This window comes from Streptomyces sp. NPDC024698, assembly GCF_055559015.1.
This window is the reverse complement of record NZ_JBVHLK010000005.1, coordinates 64,262-90,175: the sequence shown is the minus strand read 5'-3', so window position 1 is coordinate 90,175 and position 25,914 is coordinate 64,262. Positions and strand designations below refer to the sequence as shown.

At 69.1% G+C, this 25,914-nt stretch carries 9 protein-coding genes and 2 pseudogenes; 4 read left to right on the top strand and 7 right to left on the bottom strand.

Annotation, left to right across the window (positions count from 1 at the left end; translation table 11 throughout):
• Positions 1-3: 3 nt before the first annotated feature.
• The 6 genes and pseudogenes from ACZ4AA_RS13880 to ACZ4AA_RS13855 form a co-directional block, all read right to left on the bottom strand.
• On the bottom strand, positions 4-1,557 hold the full coding sequence (locus tag ACZ4AA_RS13880) for a Wzz/FepE/Etk N-terminal domain-containing protein (protein WP_467600580.1): 1,554 nt from the start codon (positions 1,555-1,557) through the stop codon (positions 4-6).
• Positions 1,554-2,921, bottom strand: coding sequence for a Wzz/FepE/Etk N-terminal domain-containing protein (locus tag ACZ4AA_RS13875; RefSeq protein ID WP_467600577.1), 1,368 nt, complete (start codon positions 2,919-2,921; stop codon positions 1,554-1,556). The genes ACZ4AA_RS13880 and ACZ4AA_RS13875 overlap by 4 nt, the downstream gene beginning before the upstream one ends.
• Positions 2,918-4,185 (bottom strand): annotated as a pseudogene (locus tag ACZ4AA_RS13870) (glycosyltransferase family 4 protein). Before ACZ4AA_RS13870 ends, ACZ4AA_RS13875 begins: the two are co-directional and overlap by 4 nt.
• Positions 4,175-5,491, bottom strand: a complete 1,317-nt coding sequence (locus ACZ4AA_RS13865) for a nucleotide sugar dehydrogenase (RefSeq protein ID WP_467600574.1) — start codon at positions 5,489-5,491, stop codon at positions 4,175-4,177. Before ACZ4AA_RS13865 ends, ACZ4AA_RS13870 begins: the two are co-directional and overlap by 11 nt.
• 73 nt (positions 5,492-5,564) lie before the next feature.
• Positions 5,565-7,043, bottom strand: a complete 1,479-nt coding sequence (locus ACZ4AA_RS13860; protein ID WP_467600571.1) for a sugar transferase — start codon at positions 7,041-7,043, stop codon at positions 5,565-5,567.
• A 591-nt stretch (positions 7,044-7,634) separates the two neighbouring features.
• Positions 7,635-7,811: pseudogene (locus ACZ4AA_RS13855) on the bottom strand (transporter); the annotation flags it as partial.
• A 244-nt stretch (positions 7,812-8,055) separates the two neighbouring features.
• Here ACZ4AA_RS13855 and ACZ4AA_RS13850 point away from each other — a divergent pair.
• From ACZ4AA_RS13850 to ACZ4AA_RS13840, 3 genes are all read left to right on the top strand, one after another.
• On the top strand, positions 8,056-12,378 hold the full coding sequence (locus ACZ4AA_RS13850; protein WP_467600568.1) for a LamG-like jellyroll fold domain-containing protein: 4,323 nt from the start codon (positions 8,056-8,058) through the stop codon (positions 12,376-12,378).
• 285 nt (positions 12,379-12,663) lie between these two features.
• Positions 12,664-19,404, top strand: coding sequence for an RHS repeat-associated core domain-containing protein (locus tag ACZ4AA_RS13845; RefSeq protein ID WP_467600564.1), 6,741 nt, complete (start codon positions 12,664-12,666; stop codon positions 19,402-19,404).
• A complete protein-coding gene (locus tag ACZ4AA_RS13840; protein ID WP_467600562.1) occupies positions 19,404-20,006 on the top strand; it encodes a hypothetical protein in 603 nt (200 codons plus the stop codon). Before ACZ4AA_RS13845 ends, ACZ4AA_RS13840 begins: the two co-directional genes overlap by 1 nt.
• 111 nt (positions 20,007-20,117) lie before the next feature.
• On the opposite strand, the gene ACZ4AA_RS13835 is transcribed toward ACZ4AA_RS13840, so the two are convergent.
• A complete protein-coding gene (locus ACZ4AA_RS13835; protein WP_467600559.1) occupies positions 20,118-22,706 on the bottom strand; it encodes a DEAD/DEAH box helicase in 2,589 nt (862 codons plus the stop codon).
• A gap of 158 nt (positions 22,707-22,864) precedes the next feature.
• Here ACZ4AA_RS13835 and ACZ4AA_RS13830 point away from each other — a divergent pair, with 158 nt between their 5' ends.
• The gene (locus tag ACZ4AA_RS13830; RefSeq protein WP_467600556.1) at positions 22,865-25,861 is read left to right on the top strand and encodes a helicase-related protein; all 2,997 of its coding nucleotides are present in this window, start codon (positions 22,865-22,867) and stop codon (positions 25,859-25,861) included.
• The last annotated feature ends 53 nt before the right edge of the window (positions 25,862-25,914 follow it).

Sequence of the window (25,914 nt, the reverse complement as noted above, 5' to 3'; positions counted from 1 at the left end):
GTCCTACCGTGCCTCCTGGTCGCTGTCCGGGACCCGCGCCGCCCACATCGACAGCCGCTCCGTCCGCGGCCGGTCGTCCCCCACTGCCTGGACGGCGTGGGAGGTACCCCCACCGCCCTGCCGGGCGGGACGTTCGTTCTGGCCGCGCAGCGCGGTGTTCAGCCCGTCCCACAGCGTGCCGTCGGTCCGGTCACGCGGATCGGGGTCGATCAGCACGACACCGATCACGGCGATGCGCTGGTCGGCGAGCTGGCGTGCCACGGTGTGCAGCCAGGCGGCACTGCCGTGCCCGGCCCGCACCACGAGCACGGTCCGGGTGCCGAGGTACTGGAGGTCGGTCCACGCCGTGCCCGGTGCCACCGAACCGACACCGATCCGGCGCTCCTGGTGCGGCAGGGACGCGGCACGCTCACCGCTGACCACGGCCGGGTCTCCCGGTCCGGGCCGGAACTTGGCGAGCTGCGATCCCGGCAGACCGTCGACGACGGCCACCGGCCCGTCCGCCGCCAGCGCTCTGGCGAGGTCCAGGGCGATCACGCTCGTGCTGCGCGCACAGCCCAGTTCGAGCAGCGACACCGGTTCCGCGGAGCCGCGCGCGGTACGGGCCAGGGACGTGGTGAGCCGTTCGCGTGCCGCCCGGATCCGCCGGCGCCGCCACAGCCTGCCCCTGCGCCGGGGCAGCTCCGTGATGACCGAGGCGCCGAGGTTCGCCGCGATGTCCCGGCGCAGCACGGGGCGGTCCGCGACCACCGAGCCGACCGCGGCCACCGCGAGGCCGAGGAAGAGGCCGAGGACGAGCCCGACCGCCGCGTTGGTGGCGGCCGCCTTGGGCAGGGAGTCGTCCACCGCGCTCGGGGTGTCCACGATCTGTGTGCCGGAGACGAGCTGGGGCGTGCCGATGCGCGCGTCCGCGGCACGCTGGCTGAAGTCGGTGATCCGCGAGGTGAGTTCGGCCCGGCGGGCGAACAGCGACTCCAGGTCCGCCGACGCGTTCGGCCCGGTCTGCGGCGACCCGTCCCCGATCGCCTTGTTGACCTGGGCGAGTTCGCTCTGCATACGGTCACGCTGGTCGAGCAGGGCCTTGGCCTCGGCGTTCGCGGCGTCCTTGATCCGCTTCACATGGTCCGCGACGAACGCGTCGGCCAGCGCCTTGGCGCGGGCCCGCGCCTGCGCGTCGCTGTCACCCGTCACCGTGATCTGAAGCAGGTTGTTGGTCAGGCCGATGCCCGAGTAGTCCTTCATGAAATCCTCCGGCTTCACCGGAGAGTGGAGGGACTTGAGGGCCTGGTCGGCGATCCGCGTGGTCTGAAGCAGCGCCACGTCGGTGCGGATCAGCGTCCCGGGGTCGTTCGGCTGGTCCTCCTGATGCGCGACCAGCACCTTGGCCACCGCGGTCGGCGGGGCCGGCATCAGGACGGCCACCGCGGTGCCCGCGAGGAGCCCCAGCAGGCCGGCGGAGCACCAGAAGCGGCGCCGCCTGCGCACCGCCGACACCAGTGCCTGGAGGTCGACCAGCGGGACGGCCGCCGACGACTCCGACGTCGTACTCGTGGTCACCCTGAACTTCCCTTCGCGTCGTGTCCGACCGCGAGCACCGGTGCGACGGCGTCCCGGGGGCGGCCGGCGGACCGCGCCGGAAGGGCCCGGGCCATGCCGGCCAGGACGATGCCGACGATCTCGTGCTTGGCGTCCGCACACGCCTCGGCGATGCCGGAGAGCTCCGCCGCGGTCCAGCTGCCCGTGCTCAGCACGACCACGGCACCGGACTCCTCGCCGCGGTCCGGGACCATCGGGCCGGCCGGCGAGACCCCCACCATCCGCAGCAGGGGATCGCTCCCCGCCGCCATGACGAGTTCTCCCGCGGCGAGGCGGGCGATCTCGTCGCCGTCCGGGACGAGGACCAGCAGCCGCCGCGGGGCGGGCAGCCGGTCCCGCAGACGGGCGCACACCCGCCGGTAGCGGATCTGCCGTCCGGCCTCGTCGCCGTACGCCTGCGGTGCCGGGATGTCCCAGCGGACGTCGGTGCCGAGCAGCCGGCGGACACCGGCCCGCGGGCCACGTCCTTCCGGCCGGCGCAGGGGCCGTTCACCGGCCACGTCGACGGTGCCCAGCAGCGCCGAACCCAGAGCCGCGGCGATCTCCGGCTGGGTACGCAGCCGGCGGCTCATCCGGGCCGCGGTCAGATGGCCGACGACCCCGAGCAGCAGGAACAGCAGGGCCCCGGCGGCGATCAGCTGGGTCCGCGTCGGCGGTGTCTCGCCGGTCGGCAGGGCCGCCGGACCCATGACGACCATGTTGGCCTTGCCCGCGGCCGGGTCGGACTGGTTCAGCTTGGTGATGGCCTCCTGGAGCGTGGTCCGCAGCTTCTCCAGCTCCGTGCGCGCCTGCACGCCCTCCACGGTCTTTCCCGGATCGGCGGCGTCGGCCAGCTGCGAGATGCGGCGGCTGGTCTGCGTCACCGTCTGCTGAAGCGCCTCGCGCTGCGCCGCGGACTCGGGATCGGCGTTGGCGTCCACCACGCGCGCGGCGAACGTGACGAACTGCTGGGCGACCTGGTCGGAGAGCTGCTGCGCGCGCTCCGGGGTGTCGGCCGTGCCCGAGATCTGGATGATGTTCCCGTCGGAGGCCTTGGCGCTCACCTGCTTGCGCAGCGCGCGCTTGCTGACACCGGCCCAGTGGAGCGTGTCGGCCGCCTGGTCGACCACGACCGAACTGGTCGCGATCTCCTCCTGGGTCAGCAGCTCACGCTCCTCCCACGCCCCCGGCAGCAGCACCGACGCGGACGTCGTGTACTGCGCGGGAAACAGCAGGGAGACGCCGTATCCGGCGAGCGCGCCCACCAGGGTGAGGACGGCGAGAAGCCGCCAGCGCCGACGGATAATCCGCCCGATGGTGACCAGGCGTATCGTGTCATCGTTCAACGGTGCGGCCTCCGCCCGGTGCACGGTCCTGGCCGGTGGCCGACGCCGGGGCGTCGTCACCGCAGGCCGCGGCATAGGCGGCGAGCAGCGCCGCCTGCGAGTTCCGCCAGGAGAGCGGGCCGCTGATCCGCTCCTGGCCGATCTTGCCCATCAGTTCCCGCTTCTCGGGATCGTCCAGCAGCTGCGCGATGAGCCGCGCGAACTCGGTCTCGTCGTTGGCGGGCGCGTAGAGGGCGGCGTCCCCGGCGGAGACGCGTGCCTCCCGGAGCTCGAACGAGACGAGCGGCCGGCCCATCACCATGTACTCCAGGACCTTGTTCATGGTCGAGACGTCGTTGAGCGGGTTGTGCGGGTCGGGGGAGAGGCACACGTCCGCGGTGGACAGATAGCGCACCAGATCCGCGTCCGGGATCCGCCCGGTGAACTGGACCTGCTCCGAGAGCCCGAGCTCCCGGGACAGCTCCACCATCGCGTCGAAGGTGTCGCCACCGCCGACGAACACCGCGTGCCAGTCGCTCCGTTCGACCTCGTCGCGCAGCTTCGCGAGGGCCCGCAAGGCGTAGTCGACACCGTCCTGCGGGCCCATGACGCCGAGGTAGCACAGCAGATGGGGCTTGCCGCGCTTCAACTCCGGTTCCGGCGGTACGGGATGGAACCGGTCGATGTCGGGGGCGCTGCGCACCACGAAGACGTCCTCGGGCCGCCGGCCGCCGCGGCGCACCGCGGTGTCCTTGTAGCTCTCGTTCGTGGCCAGGACGACGTCCGCGGCCCGGTAGGTCATCCGTTCCAGCGCGCACACACCGCGGTAGAGCAGGTCCTCGCCGCGGTCGAACCGGGAGAGGTACAGCTCGGGCACCAGGTCGTGCTGGTCGAAGACGAATCGCGCTCCGCGTCGCTTCAGCCACAGCGCGGGCAGGAACAGCAGATCGGGCGGGTTGCAGGCGTGGACCACGTCGACCCGGCCGACCTTGCGGGCCAGCCGGAGCGTGTGCCACAGCGCCGATCCGTACTCCCGCAGATAGCCGGCCGGTCCTCCGGTGGCCGCGCGCAATGGGTAGCGGTGGATCCGCACCCCGTCGATCTCGGCCTCCGGCTCCGTGTCCCGCTTCGTGCCCTGGGGACAGATGACGTGCACGGTCCAGCCCGCGTCGCGCAGGGTCGTGCATTCCTGCCACACCCGTCGGTCGAAGGGGACCGACAGGTTTTCCACAAGGATCAGCGCGCGCCGGTCGGTCCGGTCACCGCTGGTCGATTTACCAGGCAAGGCCCATGTATCCCGGTTCGGTCCGGCGCGTTTCGGCGTCGGGAAGGCGGACAAGATCGACGATCAACGGGCCGTCACCGTGGGGCAGCGCCGACAGGACCGCCGGATCCTTGGTCCCGACCAGACACACCTCGGCGTGCTCCAGCACCTCGTCGACGGAGTCGGCGAGCAGCTGGGCGAGGTGCGGCAGCCGGTTCTCGATGTACTCGCGGTTCGCGCCGAGCAGCCGGGAGAGGCTGACGTTGGCGTCGTGGATCCGGAGGTCGTAGCCCTTGCCGAAGAGCCTCTCGGCCAGCTCGACGAGCGGGCTCTCACGGAGGTCGTCGGTGCCGGGCTTGAAGGAGAGTCCGAACAGGCCCACCTTGCGCTTGCCGGTGCGTTCGACCAGCTCCACCGCCCTTTGCAGGTGGTCGGAGTTGGAGGGCAGCACATGGGAAAGGATGGGTACCGACACGTCCGCCCGCTGTGCCGCGTGGACCAGGCTGCGCAGGTCCTTGGGAAGGCAGGAGCCGCCGAAGGCGAAACCGGGGCGCAGATAGGCGGGGCTGATGTTCAGCTTGCGGTCGGCCAGGAACACGTCGATCACCTGGTGCGAGTCCACCCCGAGCGCCTGGCACACCGCGCCCAGCTCGTTCGCGAAGCCGATCTTGAGTCCGTGGAACGCGTTGTCCGCGTACTTGATCGCCTCGGCCACCGGGACCGGCACCCGGAACACCTCGCCGGGGAGGTCCCCGTACAGCGCCGCCACCACATCGCCGCTCGCCGCGTCGAGTTCGCCGATGACGGTCTTGGGCGGGTCGAAGAAGTCCCGCACGCTGGTGCCCTCGCGCAGGAACTCCGGGTTGACCGCGACCCCGACGTCCACGCCGGCGGTGCCGCCGACGTACTTCTCCAGGATCGGCACCAGCAGGTTCAGACAGGTGCCCGGGAGCATGGTGCTGCGGAACACGACGGTGTGCCGGCCGCCGCGCTCGGCCAGGGCGGCCCCGATCTCCTCGGTGACCCGCTCCAAGTAGGTGGTGCACAGGCTGCCGTTGGGCTCCGAGGGCGTGCCCACGCAGATCAGCGACACCTCGCTGCCCATGATCGCCTCGTGGACGTCGGTGGTGGCGCGTAAGGCGCCGCTCCCCACGACGCCGGCGACGAGCTCGCCGATCCCCTCCTCGACCACCGGGGCCTTGCCGTCGTTGACCAGGTCGACCTTGACCTGGTTGACGTCCACCCCGATGACCTCGTGACCCATGCCGGCCAGGCACGCGGCCGATACACAGCCCACGTAGCCGAGCCCGAAAACGCTGACCTTCATGACCCGTTCCTCCCCCAGGGCAGACCCTTGCGGCCTGCCGTCCGCGCCCCTGCCCCATGACGCCCTCGGCGCATCAGTAGGCCCCCTGCCCATAGAGCACCGCACGCAGCGTCTTCCACAGAATCACCGTGTCCAGGGCGAGCGACCAGTCCTCCACGTACCGCAGATCCAGCCGGATGGCCTCCTCCCACGACAGGTCGCTGCGTCCGCTGATCTGCCACAGACCGGTGAGTCCCGGCTTGACCAGCAGCCGGCGCCGGATGTCCGGGCCGTAAGCGGCTGACTCCTCCGGTAACGGAGGCCGCGGACCGACGAGCGACATCGATCCCGTCAACACATTGAAGAGCTGCGGGAGTTCGTCGATCGAGTACCGGCGCAGCACCGCTCCCACCCGGGTCACCCGCGGATCTTGGCGGACCTTGAACAACAGGCCGGCGCCCTCGTCGAGTCCGGCCAGCTCCGCACGCGCCTTGTGCGCCCCGGAGACCATGGTGCGGAACTTGAGGATCGTGAACTCGCGGCCGTTCTTGCCGACCCTGCGCTGCCGGTAGAACGCCCCGCCCCGGCTGTCCAGCAGCACGAGCAGCCCGACGACCACCATCAACGGCGCGAACAGAAGGAGCAGGACCGCCGCGCCCAGCCGGTCGACGACCACCTTGACCGCACGGCGGCCACCGGTGAACGCCGGCATGCTGACCCGCAGCAGCGGGATCCCGAGCACCGCGTCGACGTGCAGCCGAGGGCCGGCCACCTCCATCAGCACCGGGGCCACGACCATCTCGGCGTCGCTGCCCTCCAGGTTCCAGGCGAGCCGCTGGAGCTTGTCCGGCGACCAGTGCGGGTCCGGTGTGACCGCGACGACACGGTAGCCGTCGCGGTGGACATGACCCGCGACGTCCGCCAGCCGGCCGACGACCGGCACTCCGTCCAGCTGGTCACCGTCGAACCCGTGGCCGTCCGTCGTGCACACCGCCTCCACCCGCCAGCCCAGATGCGGGAACTTGCGGGTCCTGGTGACCAGGTCACGCACGGTGGCCAGGCTTCCGGCGGCGAGCACCGGCCGCAGGCATCTGCCCTGCTTGCGCTGCTTGTGCAGCCACAGGCGCAGCAGATACCGCACGGTCATGGTGACGACGGCGATCGCTGGGATCGCGACGAAGATCCAGAGTTTGATGTTGCGTGAGGTGAGGGCGATCCCGCCGAGTGCCAGCACGACGGTCGCCGCGAACAGCGAGCGTCCCAGCCGGCGGAACTCCTCGGCCCCCTGGCCGAGCACGGCCGGAGCCCATGACCGGCTCACCGCGAGTGCCCCCAGCACCAGCAGCTCGGTACCGAACGCGAGAATGCCCCATTTCTCATGCCAGTTGGCCGCGTCCCGGGCCCCGAAGAAGTTTCCTATCGACGCCACCACGACGGCGGTGGCCACCATGTCGCTCGTGATCACGGTACGGCGATACCGCTGCTCCCAGTCGGTCGCAGGCTGGTTGATCGCCCCGTCCGCCAGACGCTCGCGCGCAGACGGAAGCGGACGTACTAGTCCCCCTTGCCGCACAGAACCCCCCAGGTTCCAGTGGTTCGACGTGTTCGCCTAACACTGTTCCTCGCAACGGGAGGCACCCCAGCCCCCCTGGCCGCGCCGCGCTGTTCCTCCCCCGGGAGGCCCCCGCCTCCCGCGCCGCGCCGTACATCCCCCCGGGAGGCGCCGCCTCCCGACTGTGACACTCCGACTGTTCCAGAGCGAGATGAACAACTCCCCCCGACGACAGTCGACTTGCTCGTGTCGCCGCCGGAACGACCGTCCCCACGTCTGGCGCCGAGGATGCTCATGCTCGCATCCCGTGGCGCCGGACCTATAGATCGTTATTGGTCGCCTCGTGTCCGAACAGCTGAAGCACGGTCAATCTAGACCATCGAGGCCGCGATGAAGAGGGGGATGTGTGGAATTTGTGCTCAAGATTTGAGGGCGGATCCACTGATCCACGACTACTGACGGGTACGAAAGCGTCACCGAGCGCTCCCGTGAACCCTCCCGTCACTCGGGCGCGATGCTCGCACGATGGCGACCAGAAGCCCCAACAAGCTTTCTGTGGCGCCGAGTTGACTGAATCGGGTCGCTGACCCCGGTCATCGACGCGGCGATCACTCAGAGCCAATCCCGCCGCTTGAGGATGACGTAAAGACTCGTGCGGACAACGGCCATCAGGACGATGGCGAAGGGGTGGCCCAACACCCTTCGCTGCTCAGGCATGTGACTGAAACTCATGCCGTGGATGGTCCAGGCCAGGGTGGGCGCGAAGAGGGTGGCGGCCCGGCCGGAGACGTGTACCTCGGCCGCGCCGACCTGGTTGCCGTCACTGGGGTGCCACCCCGAGCCGGCGGTTGCGATGCTCCGACGAGAACCAGCCAACTAGGCGGAAATCAAGGGGCGTTGGCCGGAAAGTCTGTTGACGGTAATGACCGTGTCCGGATTTGATCTTGAATTCGTAAAGATCTTGTAAGCCCCGGTCCGGGGGCTCGAACACGAGGGGGCGTGTCTGTTGGGCAGACGCATCCGAAGCAGAACGGTGCTGCTGACCGCTGTGGCGGCGGTGGTGATGGGGGCCGTGCCGTCGCTGGACGCCAGCCCTGCCGCGGCGCTTTCGCAGTCGGCGAGCAAGGCGCCGGCGAAGTCGGCCGCCTCGTCATCGTCGGCCGGGAAGACGGCGCGGTCGCAGAGCGCGGCACTCGCGCGGGCCCGTTCGACCGGTGAGAACACGGAGATCACCGCGCTGCGCAACGAGTCGGAGGAGGTGTACGCCACTCCGGACGGAAAGCTGGAGTCGGTGCAGCACCTGCGGCCGGTGCGGGCGAGGGTCGACGGCCAGTGGGCCAAGATCGACAACACGCTGGTCCGGGGGGACGGCGACCGGCTCACCCCGAAGGCCGCGGCCGTGGGACTGACGTTCTCCGGCGGCGGCAAGGGCCCGCTGGTGGAGCTGGAGCGGGCCGGGCGCACGCTGGCCTTCGAATGGCCCCGGGTGCTTCCGGCGCCGGTGCTCGACGGAGACACCGCGACCTACCGGGACGTGCTCCCCGACGTCGACCTACAGGTGCGCTCCGACACCGACGGCTTCTCGGAGCTGCTGGTGGTGCGCACCGCGGAGGCCGCGAAGAACCCGGCCCTGGCGGAGCTCAAGCTGGGCTTCGACACCTCGGGGCTGACCCTGAAGGAGTCCGCGGGCGGCGGCCTTGAGGCGCGCGACGCGAGCGCGGGCGGCGTGGTCTTCCAGGCGGCCAGGCCGATCATGTGGGACTCCGGAAACACCGGCGCCCCGGCGGCGGCCGCGATGAAGTCGGCCTCCGCGGCCGACGCGGCCTCCCCGGACCCGGCCCCCGCCGGGACGGCGGACGAGGGGCCCGGAGACGCCGCGAAGGTGGCCCCGATCGGCGTGGACGTGGACGCCGAGGCCGGTGAGCTGCGCCTGACCCCGGACGCGAAGCTGCTGTCCGACCCCAAGGCCCGGTTCCCGATCTACATCGACCCGCAGACCTACACCCCCAAGGCGGGGGAGTGGACGATGGTCTCCAAGTACTGGGCGGACTCGCCGCAGTGGCGCTTCAACGGCGACTCGGACTCGGGTGTCGGCGACTGCGAGTGGTCCTACTGCGCGCCGTACGACACCAAGCGGCTGTTCTACAAGTTCCCCACCTCGAAGTTCGCGGGCAAGACGATCCTCAGCGCGCAGTTCGTGGCCAACGAGTCCTGGTCGGCCTCGTGCGACGGCCGGTCGGTCGAGTTGTGGCGGACCAAGAGCTTCGGTTCCTCCACCACGTGGAACAGCTCGAAGGACAACTGGCTGGACAAGCTGGACAGCCGGGACGTCGCCAAGGGCTTCAGCTCCTCCTGCCCCGGTGGAACCGTGGAGTTCGACGCGGCGGCAGGGGTCAAGTACGCGGCCGCGCACGACGACTCGTACACCTCCTTCGGCCTGCGCGCCGGCAGCGAGACCGACCCCTACGGCTGGAAGCGCTTCACCGACGACGCGTACCTGCGGGTGAAGTACAACCGCCCGCCTTCGCAGATCTCGATGTCGCAGCTGGCCATGGACCCGGGCGGATCGTGCAAGAAGCCGGAGAAGAAGGCGTACGTCCGCTCGCTGCCGAAGGTCGTCGCGAGCAATGTGACCGACCCCGACGGCGACCAGGTGAGCGTCCAGTTCCAGGCCATCTGGGACACCGGTGACGGCAAGGGCATGATCGCGCGCTGGACCTCGGCGAAGAGCACGCCCAAGAAGTCCGGCTCCAACAACTTCTCGGTCACCCTTCCCTCCTCCGTCCCCAAGGGCAAGACCGTGGCGTGGTCCGTACGCGCCGTGGACTACGAGGACGGCAAGTACTACAGCTACTCGCCCTGGTCCGCGTCGGGCGACGCGACCTCCTGCTACTTCGTCTACGACACCTCCGTGCCGGCCGGCCCGACGATCATCTCCGGCGACTACCCCGCCTCGGACCCGTCGGATCCCAATGACCCCTGGTACGACGGCGTGGGCAAATACGCCAACTTCACCTTCGACGTGCCCAACACCGACGTCACCAAGTACTGGTTCGGCATCAACACCGACCCCACCTCCGAGAACGAGCTGATCACCACCGGTGGCGGCGCGCAGACCATGAAGTTCCGGCCCACCCGTTCGGGGCTCAACTGGGTCACCGCCCAGGCCTTCGACAAGGCGGGCAACGGCAGCGAGATCCGCACCTACCAGTTCAGGGTCTCGGCCGGGCAGCCCGCCCGTGGCCAGTGGAAGCTGGACGAGCCCGCCGGAGCCACACAGGCGGAGGGAATCTCGGGCACGCGCACCCTCGACCTCAAGGGCGGACCGACCCTGGGCGCGGAGGGCGCCGTCGGCCCCGCCGCGTCCTTCGACGGGGCGGACGACTACCTCCAGTCGGACATCCCGGCCGTGGACACCTCGGCCGGATTCTCCGTGTCGGCCTGGGCGAAGCTGTCGCGCATGCCGTCCGGTGCCGCGATCATCGCCGCCCAGCCGGGCAACCACGCACCGGGCTTCGAGCTCTACTACTCCAAGACCTACGACCGGTGGGCCTTCAACCAGTACTCCGCCGACACGGCGACGGCGACGCCCGTCCGGGTCATGCAGGCGGCAGCCGGGGGAGCCAAGGCCAACGAGTGGGTGCACCTCGTGGGCACGTACACCACCGCGGGCGACGCACTCACCCTCTATGTCAACGGCGTCGCCGTCGGCACCACCGCCTACTCCACCCCGTGGGACGCCCGCCGCGGTCTCCAGATCGGCGCGGGATCGTACGACGGCGTTCCGGGGTCCTTCTTCCCCGGCGCCATCGACGACGTGCGCCTCTTCGACAAGCCGCTGAGTGCCACGGAGGTCGGCAGGCTGTACGACAAGCAGCCGCTCGGTGCGGGTCGCCCGGCCCTGGCGGCGTTCCCGCTGGACGAGCCGGCGCTCCAGGACAACGGCAGCGCGACCACCCAGGTGCACGGCCGCGGCGATGTGAAGCCGGCCGTGTTCAAGGGCGGCGTCACCGCCGGTGGCGTGGGCGCGGACGGCAAGGCTCTGACCCTCGACGGTGTCGACGACTACGCCACCACCGGCGGCCCGATGCTGAACAACCAGCGCAGCTTCTCCGTCGCCGCCTGGGCGAAGCTGTCGACGACCAAGCCCACCAAGGCGGCGGTCATCGCCACCCAGGTGGGCACGGTCAGGCCGGGCTTCGAGCTGTACTACTCGCCCACCTACGGCTGGACGTTCAACAACTACTCCGCCGACACCGCCGACGGCACCCCGGTGCGCGCCGCGCAGGGTGATCCCGCCATGGCACCGGGCGGCGTGTGGACGCAGGTCGTGGGCTCCTACGACGCCGTCACCGACGACCTGCGGCTGTACGTTCAGGGCAAGTGGGTGGCCACCACCAAGTGGTCCACGCCCTTCTACGCGGGTGGCGCCGTACAGATCGGCGCCAGCTTCAGCAGCGGGACGCCGGTCAGCTTCTTCCCCGGCCAGATCGACGACGTCCAGCTCTACGACAGGGCGCTGTCCGCCCCCGAGATCGCCGACCTGTACAAGGCCCGGCCCCTGGTGAAGGGCCGCTGGAAGCTCGATTCCGCTTCCGGCACCCCCGCGGTGTCCGCGGACGACATGCCGCTGGCGGCCGACCGGCACGCCCTGACCCTCGGCGGGAACGCCACGGTCGACACCTCGGGCAACAGCACCTACGTCGGGACCGGCGGCGGCCTGCTGCTGGACGGCAACGGCGACTACGCGGCGACGGCCGTCTCCCCGGTGCACACCAACACCAGTTTCACGGTCGGCGCCTGGGTGACCACCGCGGCCCGCCCGCAGGAGCCGGTGACCGTGTTGAGCCAGGCGGGCGCGAACAACAGCGGTTTCGTCGTCCGCTATGTGCCCGACGCGCCTCCGGCGGGCGAGACCGACTCGATCAGCGGCCACTGGCAACTGGCCATGGCCGGCGCGGACACCACCACCGCCGCGACCGTGTCCGCCGAGCACAACAACTTCCAGAACAACACGCCCTGGAACCACATCGCCGTCGTCTACGACGCCTTCACCGACCAGATGCGTCTGTACGTGGACGGCGAGCCCCGGCAGACGCTGTGCGCGGACGACGATGACGACGGCACGGCCAACGACCCGACGTGCACCGAGAAGGTCTCGTGGAACTCCAACGTGACCTCGTTCGACGCCGCCAAGGGTCTTCAGCTCGGACGTGTCAAGACCGGTGCGAGCACCTGGGGCGAGTACTGGCCCGGCGCGATCGACGACGTCTGGGTCATGGAGGGCGTGGCGAGCGACGCGCAGATCGCCGCCCTGGCCAACGGATCCGACCTGGCCACCAGCCCCGGTCCGTAGCTGTCGCTCAAGGCGAGTCGACACCCGCGGACCCGCGGCCCGGCCGGCGACGGCTGGGCCGCGGGTCCGCCCGAACAGCGCACGGCTGCGGGGCGGGTCCACCGGCCCGCCCCGTAGCCGCGAACGGCCCCCTCCGCACCGAAGCTGCGGATCACCCCATGGATGAGAGGAACCATTTTGAGAGCGGGCAGATGGCCCCGGCGCAGAATCGCCGGGGCCGTATCGGCGGTGCTGATCGGTACCTTGTTGCAAGGGGCGGGTACGCCACTTGCCCAGGCGGATGACATGCCGGGCATCCCGGCGTCGGAGAAGGCACTCACCGGGCACGGCGTGAAGTCGTCGCCGCGTGGGACGGAGGACGAGCCGAGGGTGCCGGTGAAGGCGCCCCGGCATGCCTGGCCGCACGCCGGGACGGCGACGGTCACCCTCAAGCCGGGGGCCAAGGCGGTCACCCGGCGGGCGGGAGACCTTCCCGTCTCCCTCATCACGCCGGCCGCCAAGGCAAGGGCCGCATCGCTGACCGGTGCCGCGACGGTCGAGGTCCTGGACCGGAAGGCGGCGCAGAAGGCCGGTGTCGACGGGCTGCTGTTCTCGGTGCGGCGCGATCCGGCGGCCACCGGTGACAAGGTCGGCGTCGGCGTGGACACCTCCGCGTTCGCGCGGACCTACGGCGGCGCGTACGCGTCGCGGCTGAAGCTGGTGCAGCTGCCCGCGTGCGCCGTGACGACCCCGGAGCGCGCGAAGTGCCGCGGCGGCCGGACGATCGCCGCGCGCAACAGCGGGACGGCGCTCACCGCCACCGCCACGGTGGGTGCCGCACCGACCCTGCTGGCAGCCACCACGGCCGCCGAGGGCGGTACCTCCAGCGAGCACGGGGACTACGCCGCGAGTGAGCTGTCGGCCTCGGCGACCTGGTCGACCAGTCTCAACTCGGGCAGCTTCTCCTGGTCCTACGACATGCCGGTGCCGGGTGTCCCCGGCAAGCTCGCCCCCTCGGTGGGCCTGTCGTACTCCTCCGGTGGCATCGACGGCCGCACGTCGGCGACCAACAACCAGTCGTCGTGGGCCGGCGACGGTTTCGCCCTGTGGCCCGGTTCGGTGGAGCGCAGCTACAAGCCGTGCGCCGACGACGACGTCAAGAACGCCGACGGCAAGAAGCCCGGCGACATGTGCTGGGCGTACGACAACGCCACGATCTCGTTCAACGGTCACGCGGGTGAGCTGATCCCGGACGGCACCGACAAGTTCAGGATCAAGGGCGACGACGGCACCAAGGTCGAGCGGGTCTACGGTTCCACCACCGACGTCCGCTCCAACGGTGCCCGCAACGACGAGTACTGGAAGGTGACGACCACCGACGGCACCCAGTACTTCTTCGGATACAACCGCCTCCCCGGTTGGGCGTCCGGCAAGGACACCACCGACTCCACCTGGACGGTCCCGGTCTACGGCGACGACGCCGGCGAGCCCTGCCACCAGGCGTCGTTCGAGGATTCCTGGTGCCAGCAGGCGTGGCGCTGGAACCTCGACTACGTCGTCGACGTGCACGGCAACGCGATGGCGTACTACTACAAGAAGGAATCCAACTACTACGCCCGCAACTTCAAGGCCGCCGACGAGACGGTCTACGACCGCGGCGGCTATGTCGACCACATCGACTACGGGTTGCGCAAGGACACGGTCTACTCGGCCAAGGCCCTGGCCCGGGTGGACTTCTCCAACACCGAGCGCTGCCTGCCCGAGACCGGGGTCACCTGCGATCCGTCGACCATCGACGACAAGAAGTTCTCCTGGTACGACACCCCCTGGGACCTGAACTGCAAGTCCGGCGAGGACTGCACCAAGTCCGCGTCGCCCAGCTTCTGGACCCGCAAGAAGCTGTCCTCGGTCACCACCGACGTGCTGAAGTCGGACGGCACCTACACGCCGATCGACACCTGGGCCCTGGGCTACCGCTGGGGCATGGCGGACATCGACTACCAGCTGCTGCTGGACTCGATCCAGCACACCGGCAAGTCGGCCACCCCCGCGATCACGCTGCCGAAGGTCACCTTCGGCTACGACCAGCGGGCCAACCGCCTCGACATCGCCGGTGACGACACCGCCCCGTTCATCAAGGAGCGGCTGTCCACCATCGCCGACGAGTCCGGCGGCCGGCTCGACGTCGCCTATTCCTCCTCGGCCTGCGACGCCGGCAACCTGCCGACCCCGCAGACCAACACCACCCGCTGCTACCCGGTCTACTTCACCAAGTCCGGTGACGCCGACCCGTCGGTGCAGTGGTTCAACAAGTACGTGGTCGACGCGGTCACCCAGACCGACCGCACCAAGTCCTCCCCCGACCAGGTCACGCGCTACGACTACCTGGACGGCGCGGCCTGGCACTACACCGACGACGACGGCCTGACCAAGGAGAAGTACAAGACCTGGTCGCAGTGGCGCGGCTACGCCCACGTCCGTGTGCGCACCGGCGGTCAGGACCCGGTCGGGATGAAGTCGCAGGACGATCACTGGTTCCTGCGGGGCATGGACGGCGACCGCAAGGGCACGTCCCCCGACGACGGCACCAAGTCCGTGACGGTGTCCGACGACAACGGCGGCTCGATCACCGACCACGATTCCGCGGCCGGTTTCGAGTACAAGACCGAGCAGTACAGCGGTCCGGGCGGCCGGGTGCTGGAGAAGACCGTCAGTACGCCCTGGCACCACGAGACGGCCAAGCGCGTGCGTTCCTGGGGCACCACCACCGCCAACCTGACCGGCACCGCCGCGACCCGTACCTGGACCTCGCTGGACGACGGCGCCGGCGAGAAGTGGCAGAAGACGTCCGAGTCGAGCACCTTCGAGAACACCGCGGGCCGGGTCGTGCAGAGCGAGGACCTCGGTGACATCTCGACGGCGACGGACGACCAGTGCACCCGCACGACGTACGTCGACAACGCCACCGCGTGGATCCTGACCAAGCCGTCCCGGGTGGAGACCGTCGCGGTCAAGTGCGACGCCACGCCGGACCGCAAGGCCGACGTCATCACCGACATCCGCACGGCCTACGACGGCCAGGCCTACAACGCGGCGCCCACCAAGGGCGATCCCACCAGGCTGACCGCCCTGAAGTCGCACAACGGCACCACGGCCACCTACACAGAGTCCGGAGCCACCTACGACACCACCTATGGCCGCCAGCTGACCAGCACGGACATCACGGGTACCGTCACCGCCACCGAGGGCACCGCGCCGGTGCGCACCGACCGGACCGACGGCCGGACCACCACCACGGTCTACACGCCCACGACCGGCTTCCCGACCACGATGAAGGTGACCACGCCGCCCGCCACCGCGGGCAGCAGCACCACGGCGCAGACCGTGACCACCACGTACGACACCACGCGGGGCCTGCCGGTCACGGTGCTCGACACCAATGCCAAGCGCTCCGACACCACCTATGACGCTCTGGGCCGCAAGCTCAAGATCTGGTTGCCCAACCGCTCCAAGGCGAACAGCGACACCCCGAACTACGAGTTCGTCTACACCATCGCCGACGGCAAGCCCGTCGCGGTCACGACGAAGACGCTGAAGAGCGACGGTTCCCAGCGGGCCTCGTTCGTGCTGTACGACGGGTTCCTGCGGGCCCGGCAGAGCCAGTCACCCGGCCCAGGCGGCGGACGGCTGGTCAGCGACACCTTCTACGACGAGCGCGGTCTGACGGCGAAGGCGTTCGCGCCGTACTACAACACCGCGGCCCCCTCCACCGAACTGCTCAAGCTCGACGACGCGCTGGCGGTGGAGACCCAGACCTGGAACACCTACGACGGCATGGGCCGCGTCGTGAAATCCCAGCAGGTGGCGGGCAACGGCGACGGCGGCAAGGTGCTGGCCACCACCAGCACCAGCTACGGCGGCGACCGCACCTCGGTCACCCCGCCGGCGGGCGGCACGGCCACCACCACGATCACCGACGCCAGGGGTCGCACCACCGACCTGTTGCAGTACAAGGGAGCCACGCCCACCGGCGAGGCGGACACCACCCACTACGACTACGACCCGGTGGACCGGATCACCGCGGTGACGGACCCGGCCGGCAACCGGTGGACCTACAGCTACGACCAGCGCGGCAACCCGAAGAAGGTCCACGACCCCGACAAGGGCGACACGACCTACGCCTTCGACGACCGCAACCAGCTGATCTCCACCACCGACGACCGGACCCCGAAGCAGACGATCACCCACGTCTACGACGACCTCGGCCGTGAGCTGGAGGTCCACGACGGCGACGCGAGTGGACCGCTGCTCACCAAGCGCACCTGGGACCCGTCCGGAGCCGAGGGGCAGCCGGCCTCGGTGACCCGCTACATCGGTGGGGCGAGCGGCAACGCCTACACCACGACGTTCAACATCTACGACTCCCTCTACCGGGTCAACCGGAGCACCATCAGCATCCCGGCGACGACCGAGAACGGCGCGCTGGCCGGCTCCTACCAGTCGAACATCAAGTACAACACCGACGGCACCGTGCAGTCGAGCAGCTACCCGGCCGCCGGAAGCCTCGCCGCGGACGTCATCACCCCCACGTACGACGACCTGATGCGACCGGTCGCCCTCACCGGTACCGGCGGCGTCACCTACACCACCAACACCTCCTACAGCTACACGGGCAAGCCGCTCCAGTTCACCTACCAGAGCGGCGCCAAGAAGACCCAGGTCACCAACACCTACCAGTGGGGCACCCAGCGCCTGGACAACTCGCGGGTCGACCGCGAGGGCGTGCCCGGTGTCGACAAGTCCTCCACCTACGGCTACGACGACGCCGGCAACGTCACCTCCATCAGCGACGTGTCCCGTGACGGCACCGACAACCAGTGCTTCCAGTACGACTACCTCACTCGCCTCACCGAGGCGTGGGCCCAGGGCGCCACGGGTTGTTCCGCGACGCCCAGCGGCTCACTGCTCGGCGGCCCGGCGCCCTACTGGACGTCCTACGGCTACGACGTCACCGGTAACCGGCACACCGAGACCCTCCACGACTCGACGGGCAACGCGGCCAAGGACGTCACCCGTGAGTACGCCTACCCCGACGCCAAGGCCGTCCGCCCGCACGGGCTCCTCACCGTCACCACCACCACCCCGAACGCCACCGCCGTCGACTCCTACACCTACGACGGGATCGGCAACACCCAGACCCGGACCGTCGGCGGCGACAAGCAGGTCCTCGACTGGGACGCCGAGAGTTACCTGGCGAAGGTCACCCAGGGCGCCAAGAGCACGTCGTACGTGTACGACGCCGACGGCAACCGCCTGATCCAGCGCACCGACAGCGAGACCACCCTCTACCTCGGCTCCACCGAGATCACCCTGGCCAAGGCCTCCGGCAGCACTCCCAAGGCCACCCGCTACTACGACCTCGGCGGCGGCAACCAGGCCATCCGTACCGACGACGGCAAACTCTCGTTCCTCCTCGGCGACCACCACGGCACCTCCGAACTCGCCGTGAGCGCGGCCGACCTGTCGATGCAGCAGCGTCGCTCCACCCCGTTCGGAGCCCCGCGCGGCAAGGCCCCGACCTCCTGGCCCGGCCAGAAGGGCTTCATCGGCGGCACCCAGGACGTCTCGACGGGCCTCACCCACCTGGGCGCCCGCGAGTACGACCCGGACACCGGCCGCTTCCTCAGCGTCGACCCGGTCATGAACACGGCCGACCCGCAGCAGATGAACGGCTACAGCTACACCGAGAACAACCCGGTCACCTTCAGCGACCCGACCGGCCGCACCAAGTGCGACGTCAACCCGGAACTGTGCGGCAAGAAGGACAACACCAACACCTGCAAAGCGGCCTGCATCAAGAAAAACAAGGAAAAGGGCGACAAGGCCAACCGGGAAACCCAGGAGTACTTCGCAAAGAAGCGGAAGAAGGAGGCGAAGAAGCTCTACGACTACTTCTTCACCGCGAACCAGTGCCGCTACAACCCCTACGTGACCGTCTACACTCCGCTCGCCCTGAGCTGTTTCACCCAGGCGGAGATGGACGCCAGCAAGGAACTCGACAAGCAGTTCCTCTCTGCACTCGGCGACATGACCATCATCGAGCCCGCGTACCAGTGCATGGTCAACAACAATCGGGACAAGTGCGACGTCATCGGTGAAGTGATGTCCCAGCCCTATGGCGGGGGCGAGGTTCCGGTCGTGGCCCGCGGGACGTCACGCATCGCCCGCATGCTGCTTCGGCTCCAAAGGGCACTCTGCAGCTTCACGCCGACGACCAAAGTGCTCATGAAGAACGGGCGCACCAAGGCGATCGGCAAGATCGAGCCGGGTGACGAGGTCGAGGCCGCCGACCCGGGGACCGGCCGGCACAAGGGCTCCCGGAAGGTGACCGCCCGGCTCGTCCACCGCGATGACGACCTCCTCGACCTCGTGGTCCGAGACGGCAAGGACCGTAAGGTCGTCCTCCACACCACCGCGGACCATCCGTTCCGGGATGAGACCCTGCGGGCCTGGGTTCCGGCTGCGGCACTGGTGCGGGGCCACGGCCTCGTCACCGCTGACGACCGCCGGGTCACCGTGGTCGAGACGCGGGACCGCCCGGGCGCGGCGGACATGTACAACCTCACCGTCGAGGAACTGCACACGTACTACGTGGTGGAGGGCGGTACCTCCGTCCTCGTCCACAACGACGGCGACGGGCTCGGGCTCAGCCGTGAGGAGTATGTCGCGAACCTGATCGGCGGAGAGCTCGCCAAGGGCGCGAACGGTCAGGACATTCCGATCACCATGCCGAATGTGGGTTCATCGGGCCTGGACGTCATCGGTCCCAACGGCGAACTCGTGTTCGTCGGCGGCGCGGCCAAGGCCAAGAACCCCTCGAAGTTCGGCACGGCCCTGAAGGTGGCGAAGTACGAGGCCGATCAGCGCGGAGTGCCGGCGATCTACTACCTTGACGAGGGAACCCCCGAATCCGCGATCAAGCAGGCCAGAAAAGCGTTCGGAGCCGAAAATGTGCACTTGTTCCGTCTTCCCCCGATGTGCTCGTGATGTCTGACGCATTCATCGCCTGGTACCGGACACGGACCGACAAGAAGTGTTTTGAGGGCCTTGAGCGGGTCTTCGCCGAATCCGGCATCTCGCTGGAGCATCCGAACCTGGGGTCGCCGGTCCTGCTCGACGCCGACGGCAACCAGGTGCCGATGCCGGCCGGGCGCGTCGCCGAACTCGTCGGCCTCGCGCTCGGTGCCCTCAACGTCGAGTGGTGGTTCGACGCCGACACGGACCTGACGTGTCAGTTCAGCTATGAACCGCTGGGTTGGGAGAAGCAGACCTACTACCTGGACGGACTGACGGAGCAGCAGGCGAAGACGGTCGAGGAGACACTCGTCCGGCAAGCCCTGGCGAATCCGCCGGACACGGTCGCCCTCGTCGTGGACAGAAGCGGGCGGACCGCCGAATTCGACTGGGACGCGGTGGCGAGCGGATATTCCACGGGAGTGGACCGACTGCCGGACATCCTGGTCCTGGAGGCGTCGGTCGCCAGGGAGACGCCGGGCTTCCCGGCGGGTACGCGGCTGGAAGAGTTCGGCCCGGGCCTGGAACTCGTGGTCGGGGCAGACGTCCGGCCCGGGGGTGATGCCCGCGCCTGATCGCCTCGTTGCCGGCTTCTTCGGGGCCGGCTGAGCGAGGAGACGAAACGAGGGTCCCGCCGGACGTTCCGGCGGGACCCTCGGCGTGTGAACCGCGGAAGTGCCGGTCCGTCAGCCGCCCGCGAGCAGGCGCTCGCGCTCGGCCGCCACGATCTCCCGCGCCAGCTCGGCGTCCGTGATGTCGAACGCCTCCGGTGCGCTGTCGGCGGTTGCGGAGACGCGGGCGAACTCCGCGAAGAGTTGGTTCTTGCGCGCCAGGATCTCGACGATGCGCTGGTCGACGCCTTCCTCGGAGAGCAGGCGGTGCACCTGTACCGACTCCAGCTGCCCCATCCTGTGGGAGCGGCCGATGGCTTGCCATTCGGTCGTCGGCTTGAGCTGGGGCTCGCAGATCACGACGACCGATGCCGACTGGATGTTCAGACCGACGCCGCCCGCCACGATCTGCGCGACGAGGACCGCGCCGTGGTGGGCCTGGGAGAACTCGTCGACCATGCTCTGTCGCTTCGCGGCGGGTACGGAACCGGTAAGCGGACCGAACACCTTCCCCGGAAGGACCGACGCCACTTCGTCGAGGACGTCACGGAAGTACGAGAAGACCAGCACCTTGCGCTCGTTGTCCTCTGCCTCCTGGACGATGTCGATGAGGCGCCGCATCTTCTCGGACTTGACGCCGGCCCGGAGTGCGGCCTGGCGCATGGCCATGAAGTTGCCGTCGATGACGGCTGCTCGGTAGTGCTGCTCGTCGGCACCGGACATCGGCGTCCACTCGTCGACCTCGAAGCGTTCCGGGAGCTCGGTGAGGACGTCTTCCTGATTGCGTCGCAGGTAGGCCGGTGCCACCTGTTTCCGGAACTGGCGAGGAGCGATTTCCGAGGCGCTGATCGACAGGTCCGGCCGGAGGTAGCCGACAAGATTGCGGAATTCCTCGATCCGGTTCTCCAGCGGGGTGCCCGTCAGCAGGACGGCTCGCTCGGAGCGTTTGATCAGGGCCGTGGAGCGCTGCGTTCGTCGGGCGTCCGGATTCTTGATGTAGTGCGCTTCGTCGAACACCAGGCATGCGGGTCCGGCGTGTTCGGGGATCCGGCCTTCCAGCCAACCGAGGATGTCGTAGGTGGTGACCGCGACTCCTCCGTTGCGGGTCCAGGACTTCAGCGCATCGTCGCGACCGGGCCCGTGCAGCCGGTACGCGCGCAGATCGGACTTGGCCTGGACCTCGCGCACCCAGTTGGTCACGACGGCGGCCGGGCACACGACCAGGAAGTGGGAGGAGCCCTTGGCGCGCAGGTGGGTGAGTACGGCGAGTGATTCGACCGTCTTTCCCAGGCCCATCTCGTCGCCGATGATGACCTTCCGTTGCACGATCGCGAAGCGGGCACCGAACGACTGGTACCCGCGCAGGGAGGCCTTCAGATGGCTGGTGTCGAGCTTGAGTTCCCTGATCGCCTCGACGATTTCGGCCGGTAGGTCGCCTTGGCTCTTCTCGGCGTCGTCGGCCAGGAATCCGAGCTCCGCGAGCATCGCGTAGTAGTCGGCCGGGCGGGCGATGAAATCCTCCCAAGGATCACCGCCTGCGGCGTCGCCCTCACCCTTGAGCACCGCTCCGCGGCGCTCGACGGCAGCCAGCGCGGTACGCAACTCGGCGACGGTCCGGTCCTGGGGGACGACAATCACGTGGGAGGTCTGGGATCCGAGGCTCTGGAGGAGCGGCCGAACCGCGTCGGCGGCGGCGAGGTCGGCTGTCGCGCTGCGGATCGAGCGTGCCGCGTCCCAGGCCCGCATCGTCTGGAGGAGCTTCGTAGTGGCGCGGGATCGGTTCTTGATGTCGATGCGGACCGGCATCTCGTCCAGCGTGGTCTGCCAGATGGTCCGGGCGGCGCCGACCATGCGCTTGCCCGTCGTCTCACCGACGCCGGGGAGTGATCGAATCCGTGATTTCTGGTCGAGGACCTGCTGCACGTTCCTGATTCCGGCATCGACCAGCGCCGTGATGCGCAGTTGGCCGCTGGTCGCGTCCTTGAGCCGCTCGACGGGCATTTCGGCGACCAGCTTGCGGGCCTCGTCCTGTCGGACGGCGTTGCCGGCGAGATCGACGGCCTTTCTGAACCGGTCCTCGCGCTGGAGGGCCTGATCGATCGCGCCGATGGCGGTCTGGGCGACGTCCAGCTCTTGCCGCCCGACGAGTTGGGCCCGGCCGCCGAGGCGCTGGGCGAAGCCGACCGTGTCGTCGAGGACGGCCGAGGGACCGACTGCGGGGACCGCCTTGCCGTCCCAGGCTGCCAGGGCCTCCAACTCGGCTACGAGTCCTATGCTCGCGGCCCATTCATGGAGGGACGTCAGGTGGGCCGCGGCTTGCCCCGCCGCATCCTTGCGACTTTTGCCCGACAGGATCCGGCGGGTACCGAACAGCGCCCGGACGGCCTTCAGCGCCGGACCGATGTCGCCGGTCAACTGATGGATGCCCCGCTGGGCGTTCGCCGTGAGCGCCGGAAGGGCCTGACGGCGGGCCAGGGAGGTCACCAGGCCGGCATCGGACGGCGAGACCTGCACCGCGCGCCATGCGGTGGTGGTTCCGGTCCCCGGAGAAGCCAGTCGGCCGAGGAACTGCCTGGCGGCGTCCTCCGCCGCGGCCTCGACGGGATCACGTGTCCCGACGATCTCCGCCGCGAGCCTGCGCCACCCTCCGACTTCCTCCACCACACCACGAAGGTGCTGACGTTCTTCTCGCTCCATTGCCCCCGCCGACTCGCATGACCTCTGCGAAGATTACCGACCCCGGTTGACGAAGTCGACGGGATCACACAACCGCCGGAACGTCCGAGTGGTGTTCACAGGCTGCCGACCAGGAGGTTCCGTACGTGCTGCTCGAGGAGCTCAAGCCGGGTCTGCGGATCGACGGACTCATGCCGGCAGAGGTCGTCACGGTCATCGCCGCCCAGTGGCACGGTGCGAACGCGGTCGAGCTGACGTACAAGACCGCCGCGGGCGGTCTCGACCAGCGCGTCGTCTTCCGGAAGGACGAGGGCAAACTGAGCGTCGCCCGCAACGGCAGTCGCGCCTTCGACGCGAACGCGAGTGACTTCAAGCTGGTCGCCGAGGCACAACGGATCTCGCTGGCGGGCCTGTTCGACCCGATGCTCGCCGTGGCGACCAGTGACGTCCGGCCGCTCCCGCACCAGATCCGCGCCGTGTACGGCGAGCTCATGCCCCGTACGCCGCTGCGCTTCCTGCTCGCCGACGATCCGGGCGCAGGAAAGACGATCATGGCTGGGCTCTACATCAAGGAACTCCTCCTGCGCGATGACGTCAAGCGGTGCCTCGTCGTGGCTCCGGGAGGCCTGGTCGACCAGTGGCAGGACGAGCTCTTCTTCAAGTTCGGACTCCGCTTCGATCTGCTCACGAACCAGCTCATCGACTCCCAACTCCATCTCAACGCCTTCGAGAGCAACCCGCTCCTGATCGCCCGCATGGACCAGCTCTCTCGTAACGAGCACCTGAAGGCGCAGCTTCAGGAGACGGAGTGGGACCTGATCGTCGTCGACGAGGCGCACCGCATGGGAGGCCACTACTTCGGTGGCAAGGTGGAGAAGACCAAACGGTTCCAGCTCGGCGAGATGCTCGGCGGGATCACCCGCCACCTGCTCCTGATGACAGCGACCCCGCACTCGGGAAAGGACGAGGACTTCCAGCTCTTCCTCACCCTCCTGGACCGTGACCGGTTCGAGGGCAGGCAGCACGGGAGCGCCGACGTCAGCGGGATCATGCGGCGCATGATCAAGGAGGAGCTGCTGACCTTCGAGGGCAGGAAGCTCTTCCCCGAGCGCATCGCGGAGACCGTCCCCTACGAACTCACGGCACTTGAGTACGACCTCTACGAGGACGTCACCCACTACGTCCGCGAGGGGATGAACCGCGCCGACCGCATCGGCGGCAAACGCAAGAACACCGTCGGTTTCGCGCTCACCGTTCTGCAACGACGCCTTGCCTCCAGCCCCGAGGCGATCTACAAGAGCCTCGTGCGGCGCACCGAGCGCCTGGAGCGCAAGAAGCAGGAGATCCTCGACGGCACGTGGCGCGAGAGCACGCCCACCGTCGACCTCGCCGACTTCGACCATGACGACCTCGATGCCGAAGGGATCGAGGAAGCCGAGGAGGAACTGCTCGACGCCGCGACGGCGGCGCAGACGGTCGAGGAACTCGACGTCGAGCTCACCGAGCTGAGGGAGTTGGTGAAGACGGCGCAGCGGGTCCGAGAAGCGGGTACGGACCGTAAGTGGACCGAGCTGTCCGCCCTTCTCCGGGACCACGCACTGGTGACAGACGCCCAGGGCCGGCCTCGGAAACTCATCGTCTTCACCGAACACCGCGACACCCTCCGGTATTTGCAGGGCAAGATCGGGTCGCTTCTGGGCAGGCCCGACGCCGTCAGGGCCATTCACGGCGGCGTACGCCGGGCCGAGCGGCGGCAGATCACCGAGGAGTTCACCAAGAACCGCGACGTTCGGATCCTGCTGGCCACCGACGCCGCCGGCGAGGGACTCAACCTCCAGGCCGCACATCTGATGGTCAACTACGACCTGCCCTGGAACCCCAACCGCATCGAGCAGCGGTTCGGCCGCATCCACCGCATCGGCCAGGAGGAGGTCTGCCGGCTCTGGAACCTCGTCGCCTCCAACACCCGTGAAGGCGAGGTCTTCACGCGCCTGCTGGAGAAGCTCGACCAGATGCGCGAGACGTACGGCGGGAAGGTCTTCGATGTCCTGGGGGAGGCGTTCGCCGAGACTCCGTTGCGGGATCTACTGCTCGACGCCATCCAGTACGGTGAACGGCCCGATGTCAAGGAAAGGCTGCACGAAGTCATCGACAGCACCGTCGGAGACGGCCTCAAGGGCCTTCTGGACGAGCGTGCGCTCGCTTCGGAGCACGTATCCGACGCCGATCTTCGCGTTCTGCGCGCCACGATGGACGAAGCCCGCGCTCGACGTCTTCAGCCGCACTCCGTCGAATCGACCTTCAAAGACGCCTTCGCCCGGCTCGGTGGACGGATCGTCAGGCGCGAACAGGGGCGCTACGAGATCGCCCATGTGCCCCAGCACATCCGCTCGGCAGGCGGCGGACCGATTGCCACCAAGTACGACCGCGTCACCTTCGACCTCGGCCACGTCCAGCCCGACGACCGCGCCCGTGCCGACCTGCTCGCCCCCGGCCACCCGCTGCACGACGCCGTCATGGACGAGACCATCCGGAACTTCGGGGGCGCCCTGAACCGGGGCACCGTCCTCGTCTCGGCCACCCTCGATGAACCGCACCTCCTCGTCGGGGTCGTCGAAGAGGTCGCGGACGCCACCGGTGAGTCGGTGGCCCGACGGTTCGCCTACGCCTACGTCGACAGCCACGGCACCGTGCGCCCGGCCGGTCCCGCGCCCTACCTCGACTGCGCCGCGGCGCCCGACGGCACGGCGACCCGCATCGTGGGCGGACTCGCCTGGCTCGCGGACGCCGAGGACAAGGCGACCAGCTGGATCATCGCCAACCAGCTTCCCGCATACCTGGCCGAGGTCCAGCCCCGCCGCCTGGCAGAGTTGATCCGGACCCGGGAGCTCGTGACCGAGCGCCTGACCTCGGAGAACGAGCGACTGCTCCTGGACGCCGCGGCGGCCTCGGAGAAGGAGCGCAGGGGTGAGAAGCCCAAGGAGTCCTCCGAAAGCCTCCACCGCAAGGTCGCCGATCTCGATGTACGGCGTCGAAAGCGTCTCGTCCTGCTCGAACAGCAGCAGCTGATGTCGACGAAGCCGCCGCGGATCCTCACCGCGGCGCTTGTGCTGAGCGTCTCCGATCTGCCCTTCTACGACTGAAGAGCGTAGGTGTGTGATCGCGAGGAGGGTAGGCGGCGCGGTGGTGATGATGC